The sequence below is a fragment of the Nocardia sp. CA-136227 genome (assembly GCF_050955695.1).
In the GTDB taxonomy this organism is placed as follows: domain Bacteria; phylum Actinomycetota; class Actinomycetes; order Mycobacteriales; family Mycobacteriaceae; genus Nocardia.
The window spans coordinates 7,467,495-7,494,492 of record NZ_CP192081.1; the positions used below are offsets into that span (position 1 = coordinate 7,467,495).

At 68.9% G+C, this 26,998-nt stretch carries 28 protein-coding genes; 16 read left to right on the forward strand and 12 right to left on the reverse strand.

The features are described from left to right. Nucleotides 1-2 precede the first annotated feature (2 nt). On the reverse strand, nt 3-764 hold the full coding sequence (locus ACQP06_RS34540) for a lysophospholipid acyltransferase family protein (protein WP_433669276.1): 762 nt from the start codon (nt 762-764) through the stop codon (nt 3-5). A gap of 123 nt (nt 765-887) precedes the next feature. Between ACQP06_RS34540 and ACQP06_RS34545 the strand changes: the two genes are divergently transcribed. The 3 genes from ACQP06_RS34545 (at nt 888) to ACQP06_RS34555 (ending at nt 2,907) form a co-directional block, all read left to right on the forward strand. After that, nucleotides 888-1,502, forward strand: a complete 615-nt coding sequence (locus ACQP06_RS34545; protein ID WP_433669278.1) for a YqgE/AlgH family protein — start codon at nt 888-890, stop codon at nt 1,500-1,502. A 176-nt stretch (nt 1,503-1,678) separates the two neighbouring features. Further along, the gene (locus ACQP06_RS34550; RefSeq protein WP_433669280.1) at nt 1,679-2,185 is read left to right on the forward strand and encodes a sigma-70 family RNA polymerase sigma factor; all 507 of its coding nucleotides are present in this window, start codon (nt 1,679-1,681) and stop codon (nt 2,183-2,185) included. Next, the gene (locus ACQP06_RS34555) at nt 2,182-2,907 is read left to right on the forward strand and encodes an anti-sigma factor family protein (protein ID WP_433669282.1); all 726 of its coding nucleotides are present in this window, start codon (nt 2,182-2,184) and stop codon (nt 2,905-2,907) included. Before ACQP06_RS34550 ends, ACQP06_RS34555 begins: the two co-directional genes overlap by 4 nt. On the opposite strand, the gene ACQP06_RS34560 is transcribed toward ACQP06_RS34555, so the two are convergent. The 3 genes from ACQP06_RS34560 to ACQP06_RS34570 all read right to left on the reverse strand — a co-directional run bounded on the left by ACQP06_RS34560 (nt 2,904) and on the right by ACQP06_RS34570 (nt 5,264). Beyond that, on the reverse strand, nt 2,904-3,674 hold the full coding sequence (locus ACQP06_RS34560) for an ABC transporter permease (protein ID WP_433669283.1): 771 nt from the start codon (nt 3,672-3,674) through the stop codon (nt 2,904-2,906). The genes ACQP06_RS34555 and ACQP06_RS34560 overlap by 4 nt on opposite strands. Continuing rightward, nucleotides 3,671-4,630 carry an ATP-binding cassette domain-containing protein gene (locus ACQP06_RS34565; protein WP_433669285.1) on the reverse strand — a complete coding sequence of 320 codons (960 nt, stop codon included), beginning with the start codon at nt 4,628-4,630 and terminating at the stop codon, nt 3,671-3,673. The genes ACQP06_RS34560 and ACQP06_RS34565 overlap by 4 nt, the downstream gene beginning before the upstream one ends. A 118-nt stretch (nt 4,631-4,748) precedes the next feature. Next, nucleotides 4,749-5,264 (reverse strand): EXLDI protein, encoded by a 516-nt coding sequence (locus ACQP06_RS34570; RefSeq protein WP_404205185.1) that lies wholly within the window; start codon nt 5,262-5,264, stop codon nt 4,749-4,751. A 154-nt stretch (nt 5,265-5,418) separates the two neighbouring features. Between ACQP06_RS34570 and ACQP06_RS34575 the strand changes: the two genes are divergently transcribed. Genes ACQP06_RS34575 through ACQP06_RS34590 form a run of 4 tightly spaced genes read left to right on the forward strand, consistent with a single transcriptional unit; the run spans nt 5,419 to nt 9,953 of the window. Beyond that, the gene (locus tag ACQP06_RS34575; protein WP_433669288.1) at nt 5,419-7,122 is read left to right on the forward strand and encodes a thiamine pyrophosphate-binding protein; all 1,704 of its coding nucleotides are present in this window, start codon (nt 5,419-5,421) and stop codon (nt 7,120-7,122) included. 3 nt (nt 7,123-7,125) lie between these two features. Further along, nucleotides 7,126-7,785 (forward strand): SRPBCC family protein, encoded by a 660-nt coding sequence (locus ACQP06_RS34580; RefSeq protein ID WP_357097374.1) that lies wholly within the window; start codon nt 7,126-7,128, stop codon nt 7,783-7,785. A 9-nt stretch (nt 7,786-7,794) separates the two neighbouring features. Next, the gene (locus ACQP06_RS34585) at nt 7,795-8,838 is read left to right on the forward strand and encodes a 3-oxoacyl-ACP synthase III family protein (protein ID WP_433669289.1); all 1,044 of its coding nucleotides are present in this window, start codon (nt 7,795-7,797) and stop codon (nt 8,836-8,838) included. Further along, complete coding sequence (locus ACQP06_RS34590; RefSeq protein ID WP_433669291.1) at nt 8,835-9,953, forward strand: aminotransferase class I/II-fold pyridoxal phosphate-dependent enzyme; 1,119 nt, start codon at nt 8,835-8,837, stop codon at nt 9,951-9,953. The genes ACQP06_RS34585 and ACQP06_RS34590 overlap by 4 nt, the downstream gene beginning before the upstream one ends. On the opposite strand, the gene ACQP06_RS34595 is transcribed toward ACQP06_RS34590, so the two are convergent. Beyond that, a complete protein-coding gene (locus ACQP06_RS34595; RefSeq protein ID WP_433669292.1) occupies nt 9,907-10,875 on the reverse strand; it encodes a bile acid:sodium symporter family protein in 969 nt (322 codons plus the stop codon). The genes ACQP06_RS34590 and ACQP06_RS34595 overlap by 47 nt on opposite strands. 127 nt (nt 10,876-11,002) lie before the next feature. Here ACQP06_RS34595 and ACQP06_RS34600 point away from each other — a divergent pair, with 127 nt between their 5' ends. Genes ACQP06_RS34600 through ACQP06_RS34620 form a run of 5 tightly spaced genes read left to right on the forward strand, consistent with a single transcriptional unit; the run spans nt 11,003 to nt 14,065 of the window. Further along, nucleotides 11,003-11,941 carry a TIGR04222 domain-containing membrane protein gene (locus ACQP06_RS34600; protein WP_433669293.1) on the forward strand — a complete coding sequence of 313 codons (939 nt, stop codon included), beginning with the start codon at nt 11,003-11,005 and terminating at the stop codon, nt 11,939-11,941. After that, on the forward strand, nt 11,938-12,822 hold the full coding sequence (locus tag ACQP06_RS34605; RefSeq protein ID WP_433669294.1) for a DUF692 domain-containing protein: 885 nt from the start codon (nt 11,938-11,940) through the stop codon (nt 12,820-12,822). Before ACQP06_RS34600 ends, ACQP06_RS34605 begins: the two co-directional genes overlap by 4 nt. Beyond that, complete coding sequence (locus ACQP06_RS34610; protein WP_433669296.1) at nt 12,819-13,169, forward strand: hypothetical protein; 351 nt, start codon at nt 12,819-12,821, stop codon at nt 13,167-13,169. Before ACQP06_RS34605 ends, ACQP06_RS34610 begins: the two co-directional genes overlap by 4 nt. 27 nt (nt 13,170-13,196) lie before the next feature. Next, on the forward strand, nt 13,197-13,619 hold the full coding sequence (locus ACQP06_RS34615; RefSeq protein WP_433669298.1) for a cupin domain-containing protein: 423 nt from the start codon (nt 13,197-13,199) through the stop codon (nt 13,617-13,619). A 14-nt stretch (nt 13,620-13,633) separates the two neighbouring features. Continuing rightward, the gene (locus tag ACQP06_RS34620) at nt 13,634-14,065 is read left to right on the forward strand and encodes a GNAT family N-acetyltransferase (protein ID WP_433669300.1); all 432 of its coding nucleotides are present in this window, start codon (nt 13,634-13,636) and stop codon (nt 14,063-14,065) included. 1 nt (nt 14,066) lies between these two features. Here the strand turns inward: ACQP06_RS34620 and ACQP06_RS34625 are convergent, their stop codons facing one another. Continuing rightward, entirely contained in the window at nt 14,067-14,471 is a 405-nt protein-coding gene (locus ACQP06_RS34625; RefSeq protein ID WP_433669301.1) for an SdpI family protein, read from the reverse strand. 161 nt (nt 14,472-14,632) lie between these two features. Here ACQP06_RS34625 and leuS point away from each other — a divergent pair, with 161 nt between their 5' ends. After that, complete coding sequence (gene leuS, locus ACQP06_RS34630) at nt 14,633-17,506, forward strand: leucine--tRNA ligase (RefSeq protein ID WP_433669303.1); 2,874 nt, start codon at nt 14,633-14,635, stop codon at nt 17,504-17,506. Between the two features lie 96 nt (nt 17,507-17,602). On the opposite strand, the gene ACQP06_RS34635 is transcribed toward leuS, so the two are convergent. The 3 genes from ACQP06_RS34635 to ACQP06_RS34645 form a co-directional block, all read right to left on the reverse strand. Then, nucleotides 17,603-18,385, reverse strand: a complete 783-nt coding sequence (locus ACQP06_RS34635) for a polysaccharide deacetylase family protein (protein WP_433669305.1) — start codon at nt 18,383-18,385, stop codon at nt 17,603-17,605. 54 nt (nt 18,386-18,439) lie between these two features. Beyond that, the gene (locus ACQP06_RS34640; protein WP_433669307.1) at nt 18,440-19,240 is read right to left on the reverse strand and encodes a polysaccharide deacetylase family protein; all 801 of its coding nucleotides are present in this window, start codon (nt 19,238-19,240) and stop codon (nt 18,440-18,442) included. A gap of 85 nt (nt 19,241-19,325) precedes the next feature. After that, entirely contained in the window at nt 19,326-20,030 is a 705-nt protein-coding gene (locus ACQP06_RS34645) for an SDR family oxidoreductase (protein ID WP_433669309.1), read from the reverse strand. A gap of 226 nt (nt 20,031-20,256) precedes the next feature. Between ACQP06_RS34645 and ggh the strand changes: the two genes are divergently transcribed. Both ggh and ACQP06_RS34655 read left to right on the forward strand, forming a co-directional pair. After that, entirely contained in the window at nt 20,257-21,597 is a 1,341-nt protein-coding gene (gene ggh, locus ACQP06_RS34650) for a glucosylglycerate hydrolase (protein ID WP_379272837.1), read from the forward strand. Nucleotides 21,598-21,737: 140 nt separating this feature from the next. After that, a complete protein-coding gene (locus ACQP06_RS34655) occupies nt 21,738-22,412 on the forward strand; it encodes a glycoside hydrolase family 25 protein (RefSeq protein ID WP_433669311.1) in 675 nt (224 codons plus the stop codon). On the opposite strand, the gene ACQP06_RS34660 is transcribed toward ACQP06_RS34655, so the two are convergent. The 3 genes from ACQP06_RS34660 to ACQP06_RS34670 form a co-directional block, all read right to left on the reverse strand. Next, entirely contained in the window at nt 22,409-23,134 is a 726-nt protein-coding gene (locus tag ACQP06_RS34660; protein WP_433669313.1) for an amino acid ABC transporter ATP-binding protein, read from the reverse strand. The genes ACQP06_RS34655 and ACQP06_RS34660 overlap by 4 nt on opposite strands. After that, nucleotides 23,131-24,924, reverse strand: coding sequence for an ABC transporter substrate-binding protein/permease (locus ACQP06_RS34665; protein WP_433669315.1), 1,794 nt, complete (start codon nt 24,922-24,924; stop codon nt 23,131-23,133). The genes ACQP06_RS34660 and ACQP06_RS34665 overlap by 4 nt, the downstream gene beginning before the upstream one ends. Before the next feature lie 102 nt (nt 24,925-25,026). Then, nucleotides 25,027-25,803: an LLM class F420-dependent oxidoreductase gene (locus ACQP06_RS34670; RefSeq protein ID WP_433669317.1), complete on the reverse strand. Its 777-nt coding sequence runs from the start codon at nt 25,801-25,803 to the stop codon at nt 25,027-25,029. 117 nt (nt 25,804-25,920) lie between these two features. On the opposite strand from ACQP06_RS34670, the gene ACQP06_RS34675 reads away from it, so the two are divergent. Then, on the forward strand, nt 25,921-26,991 hold the full coding sequence (locus ACQP06_RS34675) for an ABC transporter ATP-binding protein (RefSeq protein WP_433669318.1): 1,071 nt from the start codon (nt 25,921-25,923) through the stop codon (nt 26,989-26,991). Nucleotides 26,992-26,998: the final 7 nt, after the last annotated feature.

Sequence of the window (26,998 nt, forward strand, 5' to 3'; positions counted from 1 at the left end):
GCCTAGTACGCCTTCACCGCTCCGTCCAGCGCGACCTGCAGTTCGTCGCGGACCACCCGGGTGATCTCGGCGGGTTTGGCGGGCAGCTCGGCGACCGGCACCCCGAAGTAGAAGCTGGCCGAGTACGCCTCCTCCTTGGTGGGTTCCACCGCCGGATCCAGGCGCGGTCCGTAGCTGAGCCCGAGGCTCACCAGCGCGGGTTCGGCGCCGAGCTTCTTGGCCCGGAAGGCGATGTGGCCGATGCCGCTTCCGATGGTCTGCACCTGGGTGGGGTCGACATCGTTGCAGGTCCCCTCCGGGAACACCGCGATCCCGTCCCCGCGCGCCATGCGCTCGGCGCAGATGTCGATCATGCGCTGTCCGGCCGCATTGACCGCGCGCACCCCGTGGTCCTTGCCGCGGAAGACCGGAATCCCGCCCATCATGTCGATGCGTCCGCGCAGCTTGGGCTCGGTGAACAGCTCGTCCTTGGCCAGCACCCGGGTGCGCCCGATGACCGGCCGCATGGCGCTGCGCCAGGCCGCGGCGGCGACCGTGTACGGATCCAGCTGGGAAAGGTGGTTCACCGCAATGAGCAGCGGACGCCGCTGGGAGATCAACTCGCGCAACTTCTCCCGCGCCCCGGCCGCGTAGGTGATACGGGGCCGGTAGCGACGACCGAGCAGCCAGTAGGCCGCCTTCGCCTTCAGCACGTTCTGCTGGTCATCGCGGTAGAAGTCGTACACGGTGTCGGCGTTCTCGAGGATGACCTCGGGGCGTTCCATAGCGCCCACCCTAGCTACCAACCGCAAGGTATGCGGGACAAGTTCTTCCGCCCCCGACGGCACAAAAGGGTAACCAGCAAATTAAGCAACGCAATTACCGTGTCTCAGTGCGATGATGGCTGAGTGGCGCGTGCAGAGGAACACGGTGACCGATCTCGACGCGAATTCCGGCATGAGGACCAGGTGGTTCGGCCAGGAACTCTGTTGGTGTCGGCAACCGATCTGACCGAGCCGTCCTTCCGGCGCTCGGTGGTCTACATCCTCGAGCACAATGACGGCGGCACCTGGGGCGTGGTGCTCAACAAGCCCAGCGACACCGCCCTGCACGATGTGCTCCCCAACTGGTCCGAACTCGCCGCCGGGCCGCGCGCCCTCTACATCGGCGGCCCCGTGAAACGCGATGCGGCACTCTGCCTGGCCACCATCAAGGTGGGCGCGTCCATCGCCGGGGTGGCCGGCGTGCGGCGGGTCGACGGCCGGGTGGCCCTGGTGGACCTGGATTCCGACCCCGACCGGATCGAAGGTCTGGTCGACGGCATCCGGGTCTTCGCGGGCTACGCCGGCTGGACCTTCGGCCAGCTGCAAGGCGAACTGGACCGCGGCGACTGGATCGTCCTCTCGGCCCTGCCCACCGACCCCCTGGCGGGCCGCGTCGACCTCTGGGCCCACGTCCTGCGCCGCCAACCCCTCCCCCTCGCCCTCCTCGCCACGCACCCGATCGAACTGGAACGCAACTAGGATCGTGGATCCGGTATGGCACACACTGCCGTCCCGAACGCGACCACTGATCCGGTGACCTATGGGTAACTCACCGGGTACGACCAGAACTCGACCAGCTTCACACCGCCGGTCCGGTGCGCGACCGATGTGGCACCCGGCCGTCGGCAAGAGTCGCGGAGAGGCGGGTTAGCGCGATGCCGGAGGACCAGGCCGCCTTGCTCCGTGCGCTCTACGAGGAGCACGCGGGCGCGTTGTGGCGCTACACCTACGGGTTGGTCGGGGATCCGGGCCGGGCCGAGGACATCGTGCAGGAGACCCTGCTGCGCGCCTGGCAGCGGCCGAATGTGCTGGATCAGTCCACCAGTTCCGCGCGAGCGTGGCTGTTCACGGTCGCCCGTAATCTGGCGGTCGACGAGCATCGCAGCGCGCGCAGCCGACGCGAATTCCGCACCGATCACCCGCCGGAGGTGCCCGAACCGGACAAGACCGATCGGGCGCTGGACGGCTGGCTGGTGGCGGACGCGCTGGCGCGGCTGAGCGTCGATCACCGCGAAGTGATCGTCCGCGCCTACTACCGGGGTCTGTCCACGCATCAGATCGCGGGGGAACTGGAGATCCCGGAGGGCACGGTCAAGTCCCGCATGCACTACGGCATGCGGGCATTGCGATTGGTGCTGCAGGAGATGGGGGTGACGAGATGACCGAGGGCCATGAGCTGTGCGATGGCTACACCACGTGGGATGGCGCGTATGTGCTCGGCGCTCTCGCCCGGGACGACCGCCGCGAGTACGAGGAGCATCTGACCGGATGCGAGTCCTGCCGCGCGGCCGTGTCGAAACTGGCGGGACTGCCCGGCCTGCTGGGGCTGGTGGACCCTGAGACCGCGCTGTCGATTACGGCGCAGGAGGATCCGTCCGCGAGCGTGCCGCCGCCGCCCGAACGCCTGCTGCCCGCCCTGGCGGACCGGGCGCTGGCGAGCCGTCGGCGCGGCCGCCGGTGGTCGATCGGCGCGGCGGTGGCCGCGGCGGCCGCGGCGATAGCGATCGCGGTGCCGGTGACCGCCACCGTCGCACAGTCCGACCGTCCGGCGGTGGTGCAGCAGGTGGTGGCGCAGGGACCGCTGAAGCCGCAGACCGACACCCCGATCCAGGCCACCTTCAAGGTGGTGTCGATCAACGGCCAGACCCGGGTGGACATGTGGTGCTCCTACCCGCCGTCCGACGAGAAGGACGAGGTGTACGGGTGGACGCTGTCGATGTGGGTGACCCGCGATGACGGCGTGCAGTCCAAACTCGCCGAGTGGACGGTCAAGTCGGGCCAGAGCCTGACCGTGGACGGCACCGCGTCGGCCTCGCCGGAGCAGTTGAAGACGGTGGAGATCCGCAATCCGTCCGGCAAGGTCCTGCTGGCGGCCGGGCTCTAGGTGGTCTTGCGACGGAAAGTCGTGGTGGCCCAGAAGTATCCGGCGACGGTGATCACCACGCACCAGCCGATGGCGAGCGCCCCGTTGTGCCCGATCGGCCCGCCCATCAGCAGCCCGCGCAGGGTTTCGGTGATCGGCGTGAACGGCTGGTACTCGGCGAACTGCTTCACCCCGGCGGGCATGGTGTCGGTGGGCACCAGCCCGCTGCCGAGGAAGGGCAGCAACATGATCGGCATGGGCAGGTTGGAGGCGCTCTCCGGGGTCTGGGCGACCAGGCCGAAGCCCGCGCCGAGCCAGTTCACCGCGAACACCATCAGCCCGAGCAGCCCGAACGCCGCCAGCCATTCCAGCGCGTTCGCGTGCGGCCGGAAGCCGATGGCGAGCGCGGCCAGCGTCATCACGACCACCCCGGCCATGCCCTGGATCCAGGTGCCCACCACATGCCCGGTCAGCACCGACGGATGCGAGAAGTGCATGGTGCGAAAACGATTGATGATGCCCTTGGTCATATCGGTGGACACCCCGACCGCGATGCCCGCGACCATGTAGGCCGGGATCAGCAGCATCATGCCGGGCGTCAGATAGTCGATGTACCGGCCGCCGGTAGCGGACTTCAGCGCGCCGCCGAACACGAAGTTGAACAACAGCAGCAGCACCACCGGCATGACGACCAGCGCGAAGGTCATGCCCGGATACCGCTTGGCGTGCACCAGATTCCGCCGCAGCATCGTCTTGGAATCGGCGAACGACGTGGTGAGAGTGCTCATCTCAGGTTCTCCTTTGCGGGAGCGTGGCCACCGGTGAGGGCGAGGAAGACATCGTCGAGGTCGGGGGTGTGCACGGACAGTCCCGCGGGCTCCACCCGTGCGGCGTCCAGCCGGTCGAGCACCTCGCGGACCGAGCGCACCGCGCCGTCGCTCGGAATGGCCAGGGTGAGATCGCCGTTGACCTGCGCCGCGTCGCCGAACAGCTGTGCGGCGGAGTCGAATTCACCGCGTTCGAGGAAGTCGAGCCGGATGTATCCGCCCGGCACCATGCGCTTGAGCTGGTCCGCCGTGCCCTCGGCCACCAGCCGCCCCTGATGCAGCACGGCGATGCGATCGGCCAGCTGATCGGCTTCTTCGAGGTACTGGGTGGTGAGGAAGATGGTGACGCCTCGCGCGGTGAGGTCGCGAATGATGTCCCACATGGCCCGGCGGCTGCGCGGATCCAATCCGACGGTGGGTTCGTCGAGGAAGATGATGCGGGGATCGCCGACCAGCGTCATGGCCAGATCCAGTCGCCGCGTCATGCCGCCGGAGTAGCTGGACGCGATCTTGTCGGCGGACTCCTCGAGATCGAAGGTGGCCAGCAGTTCCGCTGCGAGCCTGCGGTTCTCGGCGCGGGGCAGATGGTGCAGGTCTCCCATCAGCAGGAGATTCTCGCGCCCGGTGAGCAGTTCGTCGACGGCCGAGAACTGGCCGGTGACCCCGATGACCGACCGCACCCCGTCGGCATCGGTGACCGGATCGTGCCCGCCGACGCTGATCTCGCCGCCGTCGGGCCGCTTCAGTGTGGACAGGATCTCCACGGTGGTGGTCTTGCCCGCGCCATTGGGTCCGAGCAGCGAGAACACGCTGCCCGCGGGCACGGTGAAGTCGATGCGGTCGAGCACGATCTGCTCGCCGAAGGATTTGCACAGGCCGGTGACGCTGATGGCCGCCGGACCGGGGTCGAGGTTCATGTCTCCCTCTCATCAATTAATAGGCATGAATGCATGCGTTACCTACGCCGTGACCGCCGAGGCTTGCGGTCAAGGTTGCCGGTTACAGCTGTTCGGTTGTGCTACCGGGATTGCCGGATCAGATGTCGAGGTCCTCGACGTTCGGATGTTCGGTGGCGTCGATGACGCGGGCGTAGAGCCGATCCGGGATCTTGCCCTTCAGCTCCCGCACGGTGTCGAAGACCTCGAGGGTGAAGTCCCCCCAATTCTGTTCCCCCACACCGAGGAAGCGCCGCCACTGCCGCCAGTCCTTGAGGATGTTGGTGTCGGCCGGGAACTCCGACCAGTTGGAGAAGTGGCTGTGCACCGCGTACGCGCCTTTGCGTGTGCGGTACACCCGGATGTCCTCGATGCGCTCATTGGTCACCTGGTGCCAGTCGGTCAGCAGGGTGGCGGAGAATCGAACCTGTCGGATCCCGTCCTTGCCGACTTTGAGGACCACCTCGTCGTAGCCCTGCCGGCGGCCCTCCTCGAGCTCGATGAAGCGCCGCAACGCCGTCACGATCGCCCCCGAGAGATTGCCCCCGACCAGCTCCTGAGCCCGCTGAAAGAGTGCGAGGTCGTCATCGGACACGTAGATCGTCTTGTTCGGCATGACCCAACTATACGTAGACGTATACATACACGGCAAGGTTCGGTTCGAGAACGCCGGCGGTCGAGCAGCGGCATTGAACCGCTAGGTACCCGGATTTCGTATCCCGAGTGAGCGGTACTCGGTCGCCGGTGGCGACCACCGAAAGGAATCGCCCATGCATAGCGGGACACGGGTCGCGGACCGGCTGGTCCAGGCGATCTCGACGCTGGGCGTCCGGCACCTGTTCGGGGTCGGCGGCGCGAATATCGAGGATCTGTACGACGCGGCCTACGAACAGCGCGACCTGATCACCGCGGTGGTCGCCACGCACGAGTTCGGCGCGGCCACCATGGCCGACGGCTACGCGCGCTCCACCTCGGGCCTCGGAGTGGTCTGCGCGACCTCCGGCGGCGGGGCCGTGAACCTGGTCGCGGGACTCGCCGAATCCTTCGCCTCCCGGGTGCCGGTGCTGGCCCTGATCGGCCAGCCCCCGACCGCGTTGGAGGGCAAGGGCGCGTTCCAGGACTCCAGCGGGCAGGCGGGCAGCTTCGACGCGGTGGCGCTGTACTCGCCGATCTCGCGGTACTGCGCGCGCGTGGAGGCCCCCGCCGACCTGCCCGCGCACCTCGCCCGCGCCGTCGCCGCCGCCCGCCGCGGCGGCCCCGCGGTGTTGTTGCTGCCCAAGGACATTCAGCAGGCCGACCTGGTCACCCCGGATTTCGTGCCGCCCGCGCGCACCTACCGTCGGGAGATCGAGAGCCTGTGGCGGGTGGTGCACATCGTGCGCGGCGCCCGGGCCCTCGGCAAGATCGTGATCATCGCCGGGGATCAGGTGGCCCGCGACGACGCCCGTGAGGAACTGGCCCGCTTCGCCGCCCGGCTGGACGCGGCCGTCGGGGTCGCGCCCGACGCCAAGGACGTCTACCACCACGCCGACCCGGGGTTCTGCGGCGTCTCCGGCAGCATGGGCAATCCGGAACTGCTCGACGCGCTGCAGGGCGCCGCCCTGTGCCTGTTGATCGGCACCCGCATGCCGGTCACCGCGCGGGCGGGTATGGAGGACGCGCTGGCGGCCGTGCCGCTGGCGAGCGTGGGCGCGCTGCCGCCGTTCCTGCCCACCGCCCACGCGCACAGTAACTATCTGGCCAAGACACTCGACGAGCTGATCGCCGAATTGGATTCCGGCCCGGCCGAGGACACGGCCCGGATCATTCCGCTGCGGCCGCACCCGCACCGCGAGCCCGCCCTCACGCCGCTGCCCGTCCCGCCCGCACACGGTCCCGGACTGCGGTATCGCGAGGTGGTCGAGATCGTCAACGACGCGCTGCCGCCGGGCGCGGACGTATTCGCCGACGCGGGCAATACCGGTGCGGCCGTGGTGCATCACCTGCGGCTGCCGCGCGGCGGCCGGTTCACGGTGGCGCTCGGCATGGGCGGCATGGGGTACGCGTTCGGGGCGGGCATCGGATCCGCGTTCGCCCGCCACCGCCGCCCCGACGGCGGTCCGCGGCGCACCTTCGTGATCGCCGGGGACGGGGCGTTCTTCATGCACGGCATGGAGATTCACACCGCCGTCGAGCACCGGCTGCCGATCACCTTCATCGTCCTCAACAACAACGCGCACGCCATGTGCGTCACGCGCGAACAGCTGTACTACGGGGATCGGTACAGCTTCAACCGATTTCGTCCCGCGTATCCGGGCGCGGGGATGGCCGCCATGTTCCCGGATCTGTGCACCCACGCACCGGAGAACCGGGCCGAGCTCGCCGCGGCACTGCGGCACTGTCTCGACCGCCCGGGTCCGTCGTTCGTCGCGATCGACTGCGATCCCGACGAAATCCCGCCGTTCACACCGTTCCTGACGCCACCCAGGAGGTAATCCGTGACCACCAGCGCCCTGCCCGCCCTCAGTGACATTCCGGACGGAGTCGTGCCCGGCGTGCTGCGGATCGAGAACTCCGATCGCGACGCCACCACCCCGATCATCCTGGACATGCTCCGCTCGGTGTATCCGCACGACCAGATCTTCGGCGACTTCTGCCCGGTGCAGGGCTATATCGACGCCCCGCCCCGCGACCTGTACGAGTACCTCGCCGACACCCGGTGCCTGGAGGAGTGGACCTACAGCCTGCGCGGATTCACCGAGACCGAGGAACCCGGACTGTGGGAGTCCTACGACCGGCTGGGCGACAGCACCCGGATCTACACCCGCACGGTGGCCAATCCCGAGGCCATGACCGTGGACTACCACTGCGCCTGGGATCAGCGCGAACACCTGTGGATGGTCTATCTGATGCGGGTGGTCGACGCCCAGGTGGTGTTCGACAAGCCGGGCTCGGTGGTGCTGTGGACGAACTGCCATCACCCGTTCTACGACAAGAACCCCTACAAGGACACCGCGCCGGACAAGCGCAAGGTGTGGGTGGGCGACTTCTGGGAGATGTTCTCCGCCGGGCACCAATTGGAGCTCGACAACCTGCGGGTCATCGCGGAGTACCGCGCCTCGCACGGACTGCCCATCAAGCCCGCCTGGATGAAGTGAGGATGCGCCATGGACTTCACCGATCCCGCCCTGCGGACGCCGCCGGCGGTCAGCCTGGTCGACGTCGCCGGGTACCTGCCCGGTGATCCGGTCGGCACCGAGTACTTCACGCAGTTCTCGCGCTCGGACCGGATGGCCAAGAACGTCATGTTCCGCGCTCCCCAGGGCCGTCACCACGTGGGCCGCGACGAGACCGCCGTGGACATGGTCGAGCGGGCCGTCGCCCCGCTCATCGAACGCCATGGCGCATCGGAGATCTCGAACATCGACGTGCTGCTCACCCACACCCAGCTGCCCGACAATCCCGTGCTGGGGGCGGGACCGGAGGTGGCGCGGCGGCTGAACATGAAGCCGCGCTGGGTCTTCGACATCCACAACGGCGGCTGTGCGGCGTTCGTGCACATGATGTGGACCGCCCGCATGATCCTGCAGACCACCGACGCGCGCACCGCGCTCATCGCCTGCACCCAGAACTGCGCGGGCCCGGTGTTCACCCAGCCCGATATCCGCGGGCTCGCGCAGGCCCCCGTCCCCGGCGACGGCTGCGGGGTCGGCCTGCTGATGAAGAACAGCTCCGCGCCCATTCTCGACATCGAATGCCGCACCTATCCGGAGTTCGCGGGCGATATGGAATTCAGCACCAATGGCGACCGCAAGTACTGGGAGCCGGGCGAGGGCCAGGGTTGCGTCAGCTTCACCGAATCCAAAGTGGCCAAGGTGATGACGCGCGGCAATCGGCTGGTGCCGGAGGTCGCGCAGGCGGTGTGCAAGCGGATCGGCGTGAAGTCCAGCGATCTCGACACCTTCGTCACCAACCAGCCCAACCGGCTGTTCCTGCGCAACTGGAACGAGGCCATGGAACTGCCGCCCGAACGCCATCCCGACACCTTCGACAGCTGCGGAAACCTGTTCGCCGCGGGCATTCCGGTGACGCTCGACGCCGAGAACCGGGCGGGACGGCTGCGCAACGGCTCGGTGGTGCTGATGGCCGCCTTCGCGCACGCGGGCGACTTCGCCGGAGCCGCCGCCGTGCGCTGGGGAGCCGCCCGATGACGCGCCCGGTGCCGTGGCCGACGGGGCTGCGCGGCGACTCGTCCGCCGTCCGCTACGACCTGAGCCTGAGCGAGAATCCGTTTCCACCACTGCCTTCCGTCATCGCCGCGATCGACACCAGTCTCGGCGGTGCCAACCGGTACCCGGAATTCCTGCCGCAGCGGCTGCCCCGGCTGATCGGCGAGCACCTCGGGGTGGACGCCGACCGGATCGTGGTGGGGGCGGGCGCGACGGGGGTCGCCATGCAGATCATGCAGACCCTCCCCCGCCGCGGATCCGAATTCGTCTACGCCACACCGACCTTCGACGGCTATCCGATCATGGCGAACATGGTGGGACTGCGGCCGGTGGCGGTGCCGCTGGACGCCGACGGCCGCCAGGACCTGTGGGGCATGGCACGCGCCGTCGGCGATCGCACCGGACTGATCGCGGTGTGCCGGCCGCACAATCCGACCGGCACCGTGGTCGGGGCCAGCGAGCTGAAGGCGTTCCTGTGCTCGATCCCGGCCCGGGTGCCGGTAATCCTGGACGAGGCGTACGTCGAATTCCTCGGCGCGGCCGACGCACTGGACCCGCTCGAACTTATCCACAGGCATCCCAATGTGCTGGTCCTGCGCACTTTCTCCAAGGCGTACGGGCTGGCCGGGCTGCGGATCGGCTACGCCTTCGGCGCGCCGGAACCGGTGCGGCGGGTGCGGCGGCTGCAACTGCCGTTCGGGATGCCCGGCCCGGCGGTGGCGGCGGTGCGCGCCTCCTATGCCGCGGAAGCCGAACTGGGCGAACGGATTCTGCGCATCACCACCGAACGCGAGCTGCTCCGGATCGACCTGCGCCGCGCGGGCATCCGGGTGCCGCGCTCGAGCGCCAACTTCCTGTACCTGCCCGGCCGCGACATCGCGCCCGCGCTGGCCCGGGCCGGGATCGCGGCCAAGCGCTACCCGGATGGCAGCGCCCGCATCGCGGTGGGCGACCCGGGCGCGCACCGCGCCGTACTGCACGCCCTGGCCGACCGGCCCTCCGCCGGACTGCACCGCGCGCTGCGGCGCGAGGACAGCCGGCTGCTCTCGCTCACGGCGCGGTACGAGCCCAGCGTCCTGCGAGAGCGGCACAGGTGATCAGCTGAATCTGGTGGAACATCATGAGCGGCAGCACGACCAGGCCCACCGAGTGACCGGCGAACAGCACCGTCGCCATGGGCAGCCCGGTGGCCAGGCTCTTCTTGGAACCGCAGAACACCACCACGATCCGGTCCGCGCGATCGAACCGCACCGCCTCGCCGAGGAAACCGGTGGCCGCCAGCACGATCGCCAGGATCACGCAGCACACCGCCGCCAGGCCCAGAATCCGCCACGGCGACATGGCGTGCCAGATGCCCTCCACCATGCCCGCGCTGAACGCGCTGTAGACCACCAGCAGGATGGACCCGCGATCCACCAGCTTGGTCGGCTCGGCATAGCGGGACAGGAAGCCCTTCACCTTGGGCCGGATCAACTGGCCCACGAAGAACGGGACCAGCAGCTGCAGCACGATGTCTACCACCGCGGACGGATCCACGCTCGCCTGTCCGGTGGTGTTCATGAGCAGGATCACCAGCGCGGGGGTCAGGAACACGCCCAGCAGGTTCGACACCGTGGCGCTCACGATCGCGCCCGCCACATTGCCCTTGGCGATGGAGGTGAACGCGATCGAGGACTGCACCGTCGACGGCACCAGGCACAGGAACAGCACACCGGTGTAGAGGTCGGGGGTGAGGATGTGCGGCACCAGCACCCGCGCGGCCAGGCCGATCAGCGGGAAGATGACGAACGTGCAGGCCAGCACCGTCAAGTGGAGTCGCCAGTGCTTGAGGCCCTCGATCGCCTCGTGCGGCGCCAGGCGGGTGCCGTAGAGCAGGAACAGCAGCGCGATGGCAATCTTCGTCAGCCAGTTCACGACCTCGGCGGCATCGCCCCGGGCCGGGAAGATGCTGGCCAGGACGACCATCCCGAGGATCGACAGAATGAACCCATCGATGTAGAACTTGCTGAGAAATCGCACCGGATCAGGCTAATCACCGAAAGTTTCCTCGAATGACCACCCCGCGGTCGCTCGGATAACACGGCGCCCGCACAGCCGCGATACTGGAGTTGATCGACTGTCACGACGACTCCCGAGGGGAATCGCCATGGTCCATGGGACCGTCGCGGCCGCGGCCGCGACCAACACCTGGGGGATATCCGGCCCGGCCTTCCTCTTGTTCTATGTCATCGCCGGATTGCTGGCGATCGCCGCGGGATACGCGATCCGGGCGAGCGTGCTGCGGCGGATCGACCCGGCCTGGCCGCCCGCGGGACCCCTGACGCCCAGTGAGACCGCCCTGCTGGTCGACGACCGGCGGCCGGTGCTGGCGGCGCTCGCACAGCTGCGCGGCCACGGGATCATCGATTCCAGCGGCAAACCGGTCCGGCCCTACAGCGCGGGCGAGGCCTCGGACCTGGATCAGATCTCCCGCACCCTGTGGGCGAGCCTGAGCCGGTCGGACCAGCTGAACATGACGTCGATGCTGGTCGCGACGGCCGGCGTCACCGATCGGATGCGCAAGGATCTCAGCTACCGCGGCTACCTGTTCGGCGACCAGCAGCGAAAAGCTCTGCGGACGACCCGGTTTCCGCTCTTCGCCGTGCTGCTGCTCGGACTGGCCCGGCTGATCGCCGGTGTGGCGAGCCACCATTCGGTGGGCTTCCTGGTGATCGTCATGATCGTGCTGGGCGTCGTCACCATCGTGGTGGGGCGCGCGCCGCGGCTGACCCGACGCGGCCGCGACACCATCGAGCACGCCCGCAACGACAACCTGCATCTGCGACCCGCCAACGCGCCCGCCTACGCGGCGTACGGCGCCGGTAGCGCCGCCCTCGCGGTCGCGCTCTACGGCTCGCTCGTGTTGTGGACCCTGGACCCGGCCCTCGCCGGGGCGGCCGATCTCGCGGCCGGAGCCAGTGGCGGCGGAAGCAGTTCGTGCGGTAGCGGATCCAGCTGCGGCACCAGCGACAGCGGAGGCGGCAGCAGTTGCGGAAGTAGCAGCAGTTGCGGCAGCAGCTGCGGCGGAGGAGGCTGCGGCGGATGACCGGATCACCGCTTCCCGAGGGCGCGCTGGGCATCGGCTGGCGGCGCGAGATCTGCGGCATGGTCGCCGCGCTGGACGGCATCGGCTTCTGCGAGGTCATCGCGGAGACGTTGGCGCCGAACGGTTCCGGGCGGCGGCGCGGGCGGAGCGCCGGGGCCGTGGTGCCGGAGGAACTCGCCGCGTTGGTGGCGCGCGGGATACCGGCGGTGCCGCATGGTGTTTCGCTGTCCCTGGGCGGTGCGGAAGCGGTGGACGACCGGCGGGTCGCGCATCTGGCCGACTGCGCGCGGGCCCTGGGTTCGCCGCTGGTGAGCGAGCACATCGCGTTCGTGCGCGCGGGCGGACTGGAAGCCGGTCACCTGCTGCCGGTGCCGCGCACCCGGGAGGCGCTGGATGCCTTGGAGCGCAATATCTTCCGCGCGAGCAGGCAGCTGGACGTACCGCTGGCGGTCGAGAACATCGCGGCGCTGTTCGAATGGCCGGACGCCGACTACACCGAAGCGGAGTTCCTGCAGGAACTGGTCGAGCGCACCGGCGTCTATCTACTGCTCGATATCGCGAATGTCTATGCCAATGCCCGCAATACGTCACGTGACCCGCTGACCGAGCTGTTGCGGTTGCCCGCCGAACGGGTCGCCTACTGCCATGTGGCGGGCGGCCACGAGTCGGACGGACGCTACATCGACACGCATGTGCACAGCGTCCCCGCAGAGGTCCTGGACCTGGTGGCCGAGTTCGCCACCGGGCGATCGGTCCCGCTCATGCTGGAACGCGACGGAAACTACCCGCCCGCAACCGAACTCGCCGACGAACTCAACGCCATCGCCGCGGCATCCGGCCGCGCGCCCGTCACCCTGCGCCCGGAGGCGATTCCGGCATGACCACCGACTCGGAGCGCGCCGCGGGCACCCTCGCCGAACAGCAGGCCGCGATCGTGCGCGTCCTGGTCGCCGGGGACAGTCCGCCACCCGGCTTCGACACCGGCGACCTGGCGGCCACCGCCCACGGCCTGCTGCACAAGCGGGCCGACGAGGTGGCGCGGCGCTTCCCGGGACTGGCCGTCGCCGCCGGACCCGATTTTCGCGCCCGGTATCTGAAGTGGGCGCGCACCCGCCCGAAGACCAGCACCCCCGAGGACGCGGCCGCCTTCGCCGCATCGGCCGGCCTGCCCGACCCGCGCCCGCGCCGCGGCCTGCGGGCGCGACTACTCGGCCGCGGTCGGCACTGACGCCGACCGGATCGGCGATGATGGATCGTGGTCTTCTCCAGGCGTGATCCGCGACACGGCTTCCGGCCCAATCCCGCCCCGGCGGCCGGGACGGCCAGTCGGGTGCTGTTCCGATTCGGTGTGGCGCGGTGGGAATTCGTGCTGCGCCGAACGATCCTCGAGCCGGGCGGCCGGACCGGCTGGCACTACCACGACGGAACCCTGTTCGTGCTGGTCACCGGTGGCGTGCTCGATCATCCGCGCGCGGATTGCACACCGGTCACCGTACGGCCGTGGCGAATCTTCCGGGAGCCCAGCGGTGCCGCGCACGCGCATCTGGCGCGCAACAGCGGTGGGCGGCCCATCATGCTGACCGTGTTCTACGTGAATCCGAAGGGCAGCCCGCTCTCGCGGGGCATTCCGACCCCGCCCTGCGCGGGCGAACCCTCGGCGAGTGATCCGGCGCACTGAGGCATGCTGAGTTCATGATCGAGGTCGTCACCGTCAGCACCGAGCGGGAACTCGCCGAGGCCTACGCCGTGCGGTTGAAGGTCTTCGTCGCCGAGCAGGGCGTGCCGGAGGAGATCGAGATCGACGAGCTCGACGAGGTCGCCGATCATTTCCTGGGACTGCTGGACGGCCGGCCCGCGGGGGCCGGGCGGCTGCTCGTGCGCGACGGGATCGGGATCCTCGGGCGGCTGGCCGTGCTGGCCGAGACCCGCGGCACCGGACTCGGCGCGGCCCTGGTCCGAGCCATCGAGGAGCGGGCGCGGGCCCGCGGACTGGTCGCGATCGAACTGCACTCGCAGACCCACGCCACCGGCTTCTACGAGAAGCTGGGCTACCGGCAGTTCGGGGAGATCGGCATGGACGCGGGCATCCCGCACATCTGGATGCGGCGCTCCCTCACCGACTGAGTCAGGCGGTCTCGCAGGTGTCGCGCAGCGAGCACCCGCCGCAGGCGCTGCCGCACCCGCCGACCTTCTCCTCCGGGAACGCGTTCGCGATGGCCTTCTCCGCCGCCGCCGCGCCCGCACCCATGGTGAACAGGGCGATCACCACGGCGACCGCCGCGAGCACCAGCGCCGGGACGCCCCCGGACACCAGCGCCACCGCGCCGCTCGCCGCGAGCAGCAGACCCGCGACGATGGAGGTCGGCCCGGCCACCTTGTTGGCCAGTTTGAAGGCCTCCTCGGTCTTCAGCGCCGCGTCGGAGTGCACCCCGAAATAGCGGTTGCCGGGCAGGGTGCCGGTGAGTCCGAGCACGCCCGTGACCACGGCCACAGCCGCGAGGACAAAGAGGATCAGCGCCACGACGAACACCCCGCCACGGTACCTGTCAGGCCGGTGGGGACCCGCCGCGGGCCTGCTCCGGACACCGGCGGCGGAACCAGCCTCGACCCTTTTTGGGGCCCGAGGTACCGACGTTTTACCCTGGTGAGCGACCTTTATCGGGGATTGGCTGGACAAGCGAAGGCAGGACCGTGCAGGACACCCGTGCAACCGAAACACCCACCGCGACCGCGGCGGGGGGCGGCGACGTTCCCGCACACCGCTACAACGCCGACCTCGCCGGCCGCGTCGAACGCAAGTGGCAGCGCAACTGGGACGAGCGCGGCACCTTCTTCGCGCCCAACCCGGTCGGCCCGCTGGCCGCCGGCGTTCCCGCCGACAAGCTGTTCATCCAGGACATGTTCCCGTACCCGTCGGGCGCGGGCCTGCACGTCGGACACCCGCTGGGCTACATCGCCACCGATGTGTTCGCCCGCTACCACCGCATGCAGGGCCGGAACGTGCTGCACGCGCTGGGTTATGACGCCTTCGGCCTGCCCGCCGAGCAGTACGCGGTGCAGACCGGCGCGCACCCGCGCGACACCACCATGTCGAACATCGCGACCATGCAGCGGCAGCTGGACCGGCTGGGCCTGGGCCACGACCGCCGCCGGTCGTTCGCGACCACCGACCCCGAGTACTACAAGTGGACGCAGTGGATCTTCCTGCGCATCTACAACGCCTGGTACGACGAGGGCCTGAACAAGGCGCGCCCGATCACCGAGCTGATCGCCGAATTCGATTCCGGCAAGCGGTCTCCCGCCGACGGCCGGGCCTGGGCCGACCTGTCGCCGGTCGAGCGCAACGCCGTGGTCGACTCCTATCGCCTGGTGTACCAGACCGATTCGATGGTCAACTGGTGCCCGGGCCTGGGCACCGTGCTGTCCAACGAGGAGGTCACCGCCGAGGGCCGCTCCGAGCGCGGCAACTTCCCGGTGTTCCGCAAGCGCCTGTGGCAGTGGATGATGCGCATCACCGCCTACTCCGATCGCCTGGTCGACGACCTGGACGAGCTGGACTGGCCGGAGAACGTGAAGTCCATGCAGCGCAACTGGATCGGCCGCTCACGGGGCGCGCAGGTCAAGTTCGAGGCCGGCTCGGACCTCATCGAGGTCTTCACCACCCGCCCCGATACCCTGTTCGGCGCCACCTACGTGGTGGTCGCGCCCGAGCACGAGCTGGTGGACCGGCTGACCGGCACCACCTGGCCGTCCGGCACCGAGGCCCGCTGGACCTTCGGCAATGCCGACACCCCGGCCGAAGCCGTTGCGGCGTACCGCAAGTCGATCGCGGCCAAGTCGGATCTGGAGCGCCAGGAGAACAAGGAGAAGACCGGCGTCTTCCTGGGCACCTACGCCACCAACCCGGTGAACGGCGCCCGCGTCCCGATCTTCATCGCCGACTACGTGCTGTCCGGCTACGGCACCGGCGCCATCATGGCCGTCCCCGGCCACGACCCGCGCGACTGGGAGTTCGCCACCGCCTTCGGCCTGCCCATCGTGGAAGTCGTGGCGGGCGGCGACATCTCGCAGGCCGCCTACTCCGGTGACGGCACCCTGGTGAACTCCGGATACCTGGACGGCCTGGACATCGACACCGCCAAGGCCAAGGTGATCACCCAGCTGGAGTCCGACGGCCACGGCAGGGGCACCGTCCAGTACAAGCTGCGCGACTGGCTGTTCGCCCGCCAGCGCTACTGGGGCGAGCCCTTCCCGATCGTCTACGACGAGGACGGCGCGCCGCACGCGCTGCCGGAATCCATGCTGCCGGTGACGCTGCCGGAGATGGAGGACTTCGCGCCGGTCACCTTCGACGCGGACGACGCCAACTCCGAGCCGTCCCCGCCGCTGGCCAAGGCCACCGAATGGGTGCACGTCGAGCTGGATCTGGGCGACGGCCCCAAGAAGTACCGCCGCGACACCAATGTCATGCCCAACTGGGCGGGCAGCTCCTGGTACCAGCTGCGCTACGCGGACCCGACCAACAGCGAGGCCTTCTGCGCCCCCGAGAACGAGAAGTACTGGCTGGGCCCCCGGACCGCCGAGCACGGTCCGAAGGATCCGGGCGGGGTGGACCTGTACGTCGGCGGCGTGGAGCACGCGGTGCTGCACCTGCTGTACGCGCGCTTCTGGCAGAAGGTGCTGTTCGACCTGGGTGACGTGTCCGGCTTCGAGCCGTACCGCCGCCTGTTCAACCAGGGCTACATCCAGGGCTTCGCCTACACCGACGAGCGCGGCGCCTACGTGCCCGCCGCCGAGGTCGTGGAGCGGGACGGAAAGTTCTTCTGGACCAACGCCTCCGGCACCGAGGAGGAGGTCTTCCAGGAGTACGGCAAGATCGGCAAGTCGCTGAAGAACGCCATCTCCCCCGACGAGATGTGCGACCTGTACGGCGCGGACACCTTCCGCTTCTACGAGATGTCGATGGGTCCGCTGGACACCTCGCGCCCGTGGGCGACCAAGGACGTCGTCGGCGCGCACCGCTTCCTGCAGCGTGTGTGGCGACTGACCGTGGACGAGGAGACCGGCGCGCTGAAGGTCACCGACGCCGAGCCCTCGGCCGAGGCGCTGCGCTTGCTGCACAAGACCATCGCCGGGGTCGACGACGACTACGCCAACCTGCGCGACAACACCGCGGGCGCGAAGCTGATCGAGCTGACCAACTACCTGACCAAGAACTACGGGGACGGCGCTCCCCGCAAGCTGGTCGAGCCGCTGGTCCTGATGCTGGCCCCGATGTCCCCGCACGTGGCCGAGGAACTGTGGGAACGCCTGGGCCACCACACCGCCCTGGCGCACGGCCCCTTCCCGAAGGCGGATCCCGCACTGCTGGTGGAGGATTCGGTCGAGTACCCGATCCAGGTCAACGGCAAGGTCCGCAGCCGGATCAGCGTCCCCGCCGACGCCGATCAGGCCGCGGTCGAGGCCGCCGCCCTGGCCGACGAGAAGATCGCCGAGCTGCTGGGCGGCAAGCCGCCGCGCAAGATCATCGTGGTGCCCGGCCGCCTGGTGAACATCGTCGCCTGACGCCGAATTATCGGGCCCGCATGCGCAGTGCGCATGCGGGCCCGAGTTTTTCGGGGGGTTCGGGGGCGAAGCCCCTGAGAGCCTCCGAGGTTGGAATTACCGCGGCGGGATCAGGACGTCGTTGAGGGTGACCAGTTGCAGGTTGCGCTCACGGACGATGTCCATGAGCTGGTCGTAGATGTGGGTGACGGTCGGCCGGTTGGCATGGCCGATCACGATGGACTGCGCCCGGAACCACTGGTGGGCGGCGTCGAGCAGCATGCCCTCGTTGATCACCGTATTGGTATCGCTCAGGCTGCCGTACCACATGGTCGGGACGGTGTAGCCGCAGTCCGCGGCCACCGCGTCGACGCCGGCATTGTGCCTGCCGAAGGGTGGGCGGTAGTACGGCGTGGTGTCCACACCGTACTGATCCCACAGGAAGTCCTTGCACCGGTTCAGCTGGTCGGCGATCGCACCGCCGGACAGCCGGGTCAGGTCCGGATGGTCCCAGGTGTGGTTGCCGAGCTGGATCTGCCCGGAATCGACCATGGGGCGCAACGCATCCCGGTGCTCGAGCCAGCCCGGGTAGTAGGCGGTGACGAAGAAGGTGAGCCGCGCGCCGGTATTGCGCGCGAAATCGATGAAGCCACCGATGGTTTCGGAGCTGGCTCCGTCATCGATGGTGAGCGCCATATGGTTTCCGTCGCCGGGCAGCCCCTGGATGGTTCCCGGCCCGATCGCCGTCTTGGGCCCGAAATCCGGTGTCACCCCGGGCAATGGCGGAACGATCCCGGAAGACCCGGTATCGAAGGGGAATTCGGCGCGGGCTTCCCCCGCTCCCAGCAATCCGGCGACCCCACCCGCAGCCAGCAACGTCAACAGCCGACGTCTGTCCATCTCGACCTTCAATCACTCTTCCGAACGAAACTCCCGCGCCCCCCGGCGCAGCCGTCAGGCCGGTGACACCAGCACGTCGTTGAGGGTCACCAGCGAAAGGTTGCGCGCACGGATGATCTCGACCAGACGGTCGTAGCAGTGCGTCACGGCGGGGGCGTTGGCGTGGCCGATCACGATGGCCTGCGCGTTGAAGTACTTCTGCGCGCACTCGATCAGATAGTCCTCGGTGATGACACCGGAGTCGGACAGCGAGCCGTACCACATGGTGGGGACGGTGTAACCGAGATCGGCTGCCACCTTGTCGACGGTAGCATCGTGGCGGCCGAAGGGGGGCCGGAAATACGGGGTCCCGTCCACGCCGAAGTTGTTGTGCAGGAAGGACTTCGCCTTGGTCAGCTGGGCGGCGATCTCGGTCGAGGACAGCTTGGTCAGGTCCGGGTGATCCCAGGTGTGATTGCCCAGCTGGATCTGACCGGACTCCACCAGCGGCCGCAGCGCGGCCTTGTGCGTGGTCCACGAGTCGTAGTACGCGGTGACGAAGAAGGTGAAGCGGGCCCCGGTGTCCTTGGCGAACTTCACGTAGGCCCCGACCACCTCGGGGCTGGCGCCGTCGTCGACGGTGAGGGCCAGGCTGTTGCCGTGCCCGGGCAGCGCCGTGATCGTGCCCGCGGGAATCGCGGACTTCGGCGCGGCGGGCGGCCCGGCGATCGACTTCGGCGCCGCGGACGGCGAAGGCGTCGCGACGGGTCCACTGATCCGCGGGGTCACCTTCGGGGTGGGGCCCTCCGAAGAGCACCCGGTCAAGGCGGCCGCAGTGCCCGCGGCGAGCATCGCGAGCAGCTGTCGTCTGTCCATCGCGTTCGTTATATCCATACGGCGTGAACCGGGCACCAATTCTGTGCGAAATGATCGCAATTCAGCGCGTAAATTCAGGTTCCTCTCAGCGGGCGATGGGACGCAGCACGATCTCGGTCGGATGGGCGTCGCGCGGGGTCTCCACGGCATTGCGAACCGCCCGCGCCACCGTCTCCGCGGTGAGGAACTCGTTCGGGTCGTAGTCGCGGCCCTCCCCCGCGATGATCTCGCGCTGCATGTCGGTGTCGATCCGCCCCGGATGCACCGAGGTCACCCGCAAGGCCGGTTCCTCCAGCCGCAGCGCGTCACCGAAGGCGCGCAAACCGAATTTGCTGGCCGCGTACACGCCCCAGCCCGGATTGGCCCGCAGTCCGGCACCCGAATTGATCAGCACCACATGGCCATTGGCGGCGCGCAGCGCGGGCAGCAACAGTCTGGTCAACTCCGCGACCGCGATCAGGTTGGCTTCCAACGTATTCCGCCACTGCGCCACCGACGAATCGGCTATCGTTCCCAGGTCGGCGATCCCGGCATTGTGCACCAGGACATCCAGCCGTTCGATGCCGTCCACCGCGCGCGCCACCGCCGCGTAATCGGTGAGATCGACCGGCCATCCGGCACTGCCGGGCAGCTCGCGCAGCACCGGTTCCAGGGCCTGCTGCGTGCGCGCGCCCAGCAACAATCGGTGTGCCGGAGCCAGTTCCCGCGCAATCGCCGCCCCCAGCCCCCGGCTGGCCCCGGTGATCAACGCTGTCGGCCGGTCGGATTCGGGCCTCGCGGAATTCGCCATGTGATCACCGTAACCGGCCGCGTCGGTCCGGCGATGCTCCGGACGGGCACACCACCGCTAGCTGATTCATGAGAAGGCGAACGAAGTGCAATCTGGCGATCAGGAGTCGTCCACGGGCGACCCAGCGCAGTCCACTGTCCACGCGTCATCCACGATCCACCGAGCGTCGAACCACACCTCCTCGCCCTATCGCGCATACCTACGGGTACCGGCGCAGAATAGGGCGATGACACACCCGGGATTCACGCCCACCCAGCTCGCGGCCCGCGCGGCCTACCTGCTGCGCGGCAACGACCTGGGCACCATGACCAGCGCCGCGCCCAAGCTGTATCCACACATGTGGAGCTGGGACGCGGCATTCGTAGCGGTCGGTCTGGCGCCGCTCAGTGTCGAACGCGCGGCCCTGGAACTGGACACCCTGTTGTCGGCGCAGTGGCGCAACGGGATGATCCCGCACATCGTCTTCGCCAACGGGGTGGACGGCTACTTCCCCGGGCCCTCCCGCTGGGAATGCCGCCGCCTCGCCGCCGACGCGCCCGACGGGCCCGACACGTCGGGAATCACCCAGCCGCCCGTGCATGCCATTGCGGTGCAACGGATTCTGGACCACTCGCGCCGGCACGGACGCAGCACCCGCGCGGTCGCCGAGGACTTCCTGAACCGGCGCTGGCCCGACCTGATGCGCTGGCACCGCTGGCTGGCCTACGCGCGAGATCCCAAGCAGCACGGGCGAATCACGCTCTACCACGGCTGGGAATCCGGCATGGACAACTCGCCGCGCTGGGATCGCGCCTACGAGAACGTGATTCCCGGTCCGGACCTGCCGCCGTACCAGCGCGCCGACACCCAGGTGGTGGGCGACCCGACGCAGCGTCCCTCCGACCGCGAGTACGACCGCTACCTGTGGCTGGTCGAGCAGATGCGCCGCGCCGGATACGACGACTACCAGCTGGCGTCGACCATGAGCTTCGCGGTCGAGGACGTGTTCGTGACCGCCATCTTCGCGCTGGCCTGCGACGTGCTCGCCAATATCGGCGAGGACTACAAGCAGCCGCACGCGGACGTGCGCGAACTCTACGAGTGGGCCGACTACTTCCGCGCGGGCGTGATCGCCACCACCGACGCGCGCACCGGCGTGGCCCGGGACTTCGACGTGCGCGCGGACAAATGGATCGAGACCGAGACGCTCGCGAGCTTCGCGCCGCTGCTCAGCGGCGGACTCCCCCGCGACGCCGAACGGCGGCTGCTGCGGCTGTTCGAGGGCCCGCGCTGGTGCGGGCACCCGGATCTGCGCTACGCGCTGCCGCCGTCGACCTCCCCGGTGGCGCGGGACTTCCGGTCCCGCGAGTACTGGCGCGGGCCGGTGTGGCCGGTGATCAGCTGGCTGTTCTCCTGGGTGTTCGCCCGCCGCGGCTGGGCCGAGCGCTCGTTCATGCTGCGCGCGGAGGGACTGCGCCAGGCCAGTGACGGCAGCTTCGCCGAGTACTACGAGCCGTTCACCGGTGAACCCCTGGGCAGCATGCAGCAGTCCTGGACCGCGGCGTCGGTGCTGGATTGGCTCGGCTGACCGCCGGACAGTTCGGCTAACGATTGGCGAATTAGACAGTCGCGCCTTCACCGCTCCGGCGGTGGTTCGGCCTAGCGTTTTTACGCATGACCGGACGCACACTGATGAAAGTGCTAACTGTCGCGGCTACAGGCATCCTCATGGCTACCCCCGCCGGGGTGGCTGCCGCCGATATCGAGGGCCCGGACGTGGCCTCGTGGCAGCACCCCGGCGGCGGCAGCATCAACTGGTTCGGTGTGCGCGCCGCCGGATACTCGTTCGCCATGCTCAAGGCGACCGAGGGCCTCAACTACGTGAACCCGTACTTCGTGCAGGACAGCCTGTCCATGCGAGTGGCCGGCGTCGCGCGCGGCACCTACCACTTCGCGCGCCCGAACCTGCTTCCCGAGGCGCAGGCCGCGTTCTACTCGGCCCTGGTGCTGGGCCAGAACGGGCCCATGGACCTGCCGCCGGTGCTGGACCTCGAGGACTCCGGCGGGCTGCCCCCGGCCGCGCTCATCGACTGGACCCACCGCTACCTGAACACGGTCCGGGCCCTGACCGGCCGGATGCCGATCATCTACACCTATCCGCGCTTCTGGCAGACCGCCATGGCCGACTCCAACGAGTTCACCGCCTACCCGCTGTGGATCGCCGACTACCGCGGCAACGACCAGCCCGAGGTCCCGGGCGGCTGGCCGCACTGGACCTTCTGGCAGACCACCGACGCCGGACGGATCCCCGGCATCGCCGCGGGCGTGGACATGAACATCTACAGCGGAGCCCAAGGTGACTTCGGCCGCTACGCGAACCTGCCCTTCGCGGGCAGCAGCTAGAGCACCTGGGACAGGAACTGGCGCAGCCGAGGGGTTTCCGCGTTCTCGAAGAGCGCCTCGGGTGTGCCGGTTTCCACCACCCGGCCGTGATCCATGAAGACCACCAGGTCGGACACCGAACGCGCGAAGCTCATCTCGTGGGTGACCACGATCATCGACATGCCGCCGCTCGCCAGCTCCGACATGAGCGCGAGCACGCCCTTCACCAGCTCCGGATCCAGCGCCGAGGTGGCCTCGTCGAAGAACATGATGTCCGGCTTCATGGCCAGGGCCCGGGCGATGGCGACCCGCTGCTGCTGACCGCCGGACAGCGACGAGGGGCGCGCGTCCGCCTTCCCCGCCAGCCCGACCGCCTCCAGCTGCTGCAGCGCCAGCGTCCGCGCCTGCTCCTTGGACAGCCCGTGCAGTTTGCGCGGACCGAGCGCCACATTGTCGGCGACGGTCCGGTGCGGGAACAGGTTGAAGTGCTGGAACACCATCCCGATTCGCTGCCGCAGCCGGTCCGGGTTCTCGCCCAGCACCGACGCGCCGTCCAGCAGGATGTCGCCGGAGTCGGGTTCGTGCAGCCGGTTCAGCACCCGCAGCAGCGTCGACTTACCGGACCCGGACGGCCCGATCACCGTGGTGGTCTTGCCCGCGTCCACGTGCACGTCCACGCCGCGCAGGATCTCGGTGCGGCCCAGCGTCAATCGCAGGCCGGTGCCGGTGAGGGAGGCACTCATGCTCCACGCCCTTCCGTGATGACGGCCTGTTCGACGGGTTCGGCGGGATCGCCGCCGGCGGGGCGGCCGTCGCGCATGCGCTTGTCGATGTAGTTGACCAGGTGCGTGAGCGGCACCGTCAGCAGCAGGTACACCAGGCCCGCCGCCACCAGCGGCGACAGATTCCCGGTCTGCGCGTTGAGATCCCGGCCCACCGCGAACAGTTCGCGCTGGGAGGCCAGCAGGCCCAGGAAGTAGATCAGCGACGAGTCCTTGATCAACGCGATGAACTGGTTCATCAGCGCGGGCAGCACCCGGCGCACGCCCTGCGGGATCACCACCAGCGTCATGGCCTGCCGGTAGCCGAATCCGATGGCGCGGGCCGCCTCCAGCTGCCCGGCCTCCACCGACTGGATGCCCGATCGGAATATCTCACCGATGTACGCCGAGGCCAGCAGCGCCAGCGCCACCGCGCCCAGCCAGTACGGGTTGTTGCCGGTGATGCCCTTGACCACCGGTCCCACGCCGAGACCGATGAGCAGGATGATCACCACGGCGGGCAGGCCGCGGAAGATATCGGTGTAAACCCTTGCGGGCCAGCGCAGCCAGCGGGTGCGGGAGATGCCGGCCACCGCGAGCAGCATGCCGAGCACGGTGCCCAGCAGGCCCGAAACCAGCGCCAGGATCAGAGTATTGGGCAGACCCGTCTTGATCAGGTCCGGGAAGGCCTTGCGATACAACGACCAATCGAAGAACGTGTCCTTCAACTGCCGCAGCGTCGACTTCGGCTGCACTGTGCCAGCCCCGGACCGGTCGCCCGCGTGTTCGGCCGCGATCTTCGCGAAGTCCGGAAGCTGCGGTGCGGCCGCGGCTTTGGAGCCCGGCTTCCAGCCCGGCGGCAGTTCGCGCGGCACCCAGTTCTCGTACAGCTTTGCGTAGGTGCCGTCCGCGATCACCGCGTCCAGGCCCGCGTTGAGCGCGTCGGTGAGCGGTTGATGCCCCTTGCGCACCGCCCAGGCGGTGAAGTTGTTGACGCTGAACGTGTTCTGCGTGATCGAGGTCGGGTCGCCCGGCTTGATCGCGCCGATGGCCTGCTGCGAGGGCGCCACCCAGGCGTCGATCTGCCCGGACTTCAGGTTCGCGTAGGCGGTGTTGTAGTCGGGGAACTTCACCGGATCCAGGTGCAGTTCGTTGACCACGTACTCGTCCTGCACGGTGCCCTGCACCACGCCGATCCGCTTGCCCCGGTTCAGGTCCCCGAAGCCGTGGATGGCGCTGCCGTTCGGCACCACCAGGGAGAAGTAGCCGAAGTCGTAGCCGTTGGTGAAGTCGACCAGCTGCCGCCGCGCGTCGGTGGTGGTGATGCTGGACGAGCCGATGTCGAAGCGGCCGTTGGCGACCTGGGCCAGCAGGCCCGCGAACTCGGTGCCGGTGAACTCCACCTGCAGGCCGAGTTTCGCGCCGATCGCCTTCAGCAGCTCGTTGTCGAAGCCGGTGAAGGTGCCCTTGGAGTTCACGCAGATGCTCGGCGGGGCGTCCGACAGGGTTCCGACGCTCAGTTTGCCGGGCGTGAGCAGCCCCAGCTTGGTGACGTCGATCGTGTTCAGCGGCACCGTGGTGGACGTCGTGAACCGGTCCGCGCTCTGGTTCCGCTGCCCCGAGGCCAGGTTGGTCGGCGCCGCGCTGGCCGCCGCCGGACCGGGCGGCGAACACAGATCACGGTCGTCGGCCGCCGCGCCGCCCACGCCGAGCGTGGCGACGCCGACCAGCCCTACCAACAGGACACCCGCCAGGTGCCGCAAGGAAACCATGGCAAATCACCCTAGTGCCGGATGTTTGCCACTCCAGGTTTAGCCTCACGCCGATTCGGAAGCGTCACCTTCCGAGCCCGATCCATCCCTGATCGACCCGGTCTACCCCTGATTGACGCGGTCGCGCCAGGCCACTGCCTCCTGGATCCGGGCGGTGTCGTAGTCGGGTCCGCCGGAGCTCACGGTGAACAGGGTCACGCCCGCCGCGTGATAATCGTCGGCCTGGTCCAGGCCCGGCCAGGCCACCGACTTCTCGATCGCCGCGGCGTCGGTGCCGACCTCGGCGCAGTGCTCGCCCAGGATGCCGGTCTTGCGCCGCAGCACGTCGAGGTCGGAGAAGCTGTGCCAGATGTCGGCGTACTGGGCGACCAGCCGCAGCGTCTTCTGCTCCCCGCCGCCGCCGATCAGGATGGGGATGTCGCGCACCGGCTGCGGATTCAGCTTGGCCAGCCGGTCGGTGATCCGGGCCATCGACTCCTTGAACAGCGCGAGACGGCTTCCAGCCGTGCCGAATTCGTACCCGTACCGGTCGTAGTCCTTCTCGAACCAGCCCGCACCGACACCGAGCACGAGCCGCCCGTTGCTGATGTGGTCCACGGTGCGCGCCATATCGGCCAGCAGGTCCGGATTGCGGTAGCCGCCGCCGGTGACCAGCGCGCCGAGCTCCACCCGCTCGGTCTGCTCGGCGATCGCGCCCAGCATGGTCCAGCACTCGAAGTGCGCGCCCTCGGGATCGCCGTACAGCGGATAGAAGTGGTCCCAGTTGAAGACGATGTCCACCCCGATGTCCTCACATCGACGCACCGCGTCCCGGATCAACCCGTAGTCGGGCGCATGCTGCGGCTGAAGCTGGACTCCGATACGAACCGGTCGGCTCATGAATGCTCCTGGTCTCGGTGATCACTGCCGCCCATTCTGCCCTCGGCTACGCTCTGGGGCCGACCCTCGAACTCGGATCGTCCGGCACGTTCCTGCCGGTGAAGGGAAGTGTTAACCGTGGCAACGGTGACTTTCGACCAGGCCACCCGGCTGTACCCCGGCTCGGGCAAGCCCGCCGTCGACGCATTGAACCTGGAGATCGCCGACGGCGAGTTCCTGGTGCTCGTCGGCCCCTCGGGCTGCGGCAAATCCACCTCGCTGCGCATGCTCGCGGGGCTCGAGGAGGTGAGCGACGGCCGAATCCTGATCGGGGACAAGGACGTCACGCACGCCGAGCCCAAGGAACGCGATATCGCCATGGTGTTCCAGAACTACGCGCTGTACCCGCACATGAGCGTGGCCGAGAACATGGGCTTCGCGCTGAAGATGGCCAAGGTCTCCAAGGAGGAGCGGCAGCAGCGCGTGCTCGAGGCCGCCAAGCTGCTGGACCTGGAGCCCTACCTGGACCGCAAGCCCAAGGCCCTGTCCGGCGGTCAGCGCCAGCGCGTCGCCATGGGGCGCGCCATCGTGCGGTCCCCGCAGGTGTTCCTGATGGACGAGCCGCTGTCGAACCTGGACGCCAAGCTGCGCGTGCAGACCCGCACCCAGATCGCCCAGTTGCAGCGCCGGCTCGGCACCACCACCGTCTACGTCACCCACGACCAGGTCGAGGCCATGACCATGGGCGACCGGGTGGCGGTGCTCAAGGACGGGCTGCTGCAGCAGTGCGCGTCCCCGCGCGACCTGTACCGGGATCCGGCCAACCTGTTCGTCGCGGGCTTCATGGGCTCGCCCGCCATGAACCTGTTCACGCTGCCGGTCGCCAATGGCTCGGTGACGCTGGGCGGCTGCCCGCTGCCCCTGCCGCGCTCGGTGGCGGCGACCACCGGCGAGCGGGTCGTGGTCGGCATCCGGCCCGAGCACCTGGACCTGGTCGGCACCGGGGCGGGCATCGCCATGGAGGTGGACGTGGTCGAGGAGCTGGGCTCCGACGCCTACATCTACGGCCGCACCTTCGGCGAGGGGGAATCGATTGTGGCGCGCGCGGATTGGCGCAACCCGCCGACCAAGGGCGCGCAACTCTCGCTGGTCGCGGACCCGGCGCACACCTACTTCTTCCACCCGGAGGACGGCAGCCGGCTGCACTGACGGCTCA

Excerpts from the sequence above, each read along its gene's own strand:
- ACQP06_RS34540 (WP_433669276.1), bottom strand. The coding sequence starts at position 764 with ATGGAACGCCCCGAGGTCATCCTCGAGAACGCCGACACCGTGTACGAC.
- ACQP06_RS34550 (WP_433669280.1), top strand. The coding sequence starts at position 1,679 with ATGCCGGAGGACCAGGCCGCCTTGCTCCGTGCGCTCTACGAGGAGCAC.
- ACQP06_RS34555 (WP_433669282.1), top strand. The coding sequence starts at position 2,182 with ATGACCGAGGGCCATGAGCTGTGCGATGGCTACACCACGTGGGATGGC.
- ACQP06_RS34560 (WP_433669283.1), bottom strand. The coding sequence starts at position 3,674 with ATGAGCACTCTCACCACGTCGTTCGCCGATTCCAAGACGATGCTGCGG.
- ACQP06_RS34565 (WP_433669285.1), bottom strand. The coding sequence starts at position 4,630 with ATGAACCTCGACCCCGGTCCGGCGGCCATCAGCGTCACCGGCCTGTGC.
- ACQP06_RS34570 (WP_404205185.1), bottom strand. The coding sequence starts at position 5,264 with ATGCCGAACAAGACGATCTACGTGTCCGATGACGACCTCGCACTCTTT.
- ACQP06_RS34575 (WP_433669288.1), top strand. The coding sequence starts at position 5,419 with ATGCATAGCGGGACACGGGTCGCGGACCGGCTGGTCCAGGCGATCTCG.
- ACQP06_RS34585 (WP_433669289.1), top strand. The coding sequence starts at position 7,795 with ATGGACTTCACCGATCCCGCCCTGCGGACGCCGCCGGCGGTCAGCCTG.
- ACQP06_RS34590 (WP_433669291.1), top strand. The coding sequence starts at position 8,835 with ATGACGCGCCCGGTGCCGTGGCCGACGGGGCTGCGCGGCGACTCGTCC.
- ACQP06_RS34600 (WP_433669293.1), top strand. The coding sequence starts at position 11,003 with ATGGTCCATGGGACCGTCGCGGCCGCGGCCGCGACCAACACCTGGGGG.
- ACQP06_RS34605 (WP_433669294.1), top strand. The coding sequence starts at position 11,938 with ATGACCGGATCACCGCTTCCCGAGGGCGCGCTGGGCATCGGCTGGCGG.
- ACQP06_RS34610 (WP_433669296.1), top strand. The coding sequence starts at position 12,819 with ATGACCACCGACTCGGAGCGCGCCGCGGGCACCCTCGCCGAACAGCAG.
- ACQP06_RS34620 (WP_433669300.1), top strand. The coding sequence starts at position 13,634 with ATGATCGAGGTCGTCACCGTCAGCACCGAGCGGGAACTCGCCGAGGCC.
- ACQP06_RS34635 (WP_433669305.1), bottom strand. The coding sequence starts at position 18,385 with ATGGACAGACGTCGGCTGTTGACGTTGCTGGCTGCGGGTGGGGTCGCC.
- ACQP06_RS34640 (WP_433669307.1), bottom strand. The coding sequence starts at position 19,240 with ATGGACAGACGACAGCTGCTCGCGATGCTCGCCGCGGGCACTGCGGCC.
- ACQP06_RS34645 (WP_433669309.1), bottom strand. The coding sequence starts at position 20,030 with ATGGCGAATTCCGCGAGGCCCGAATCCGACCGGCCGACAGCGTTGATC.
- ggh (WP_379272837.1), top strand. The coding sequence starts at position 20,257 with ATGACACACCCGGGATTCACGCCCACCCAGCTCGCGGCCCGCGCGGCC.
- ACQP06_RS34655 (WP_433669311.1), top strand. The coding sequence starts at position 21,738 with ATGGCTACCCCCGCCGGGGTGGCTGCCGCCGATATCGAGGGCCCGGAC.
- ACQP06_RS34660 (WP_433669313.1), bottom strand. The coding sequence starts at position 23,134 with ATGAGTGCCTCCCTCACCGGCACCGGCCTGCGATTGACGCTGGGCCGC.
- ACQP06_RS34665 (WP_433669315.1), bottom strand. The coding sequence starts at position 24,924 with ATGGTTTCCTTGCGGCACCTGGCGGGTGTCCTGTTGGTAGGGCTGGTC.
- ACQP06_RS34670 (WP_433669317.1), bottom strand. The coding sequence starts at position 25,803 with ATGAGCCGACCGGTTCGTATCGGAGTCCAGCTTCAGCCGCAGCATGCG.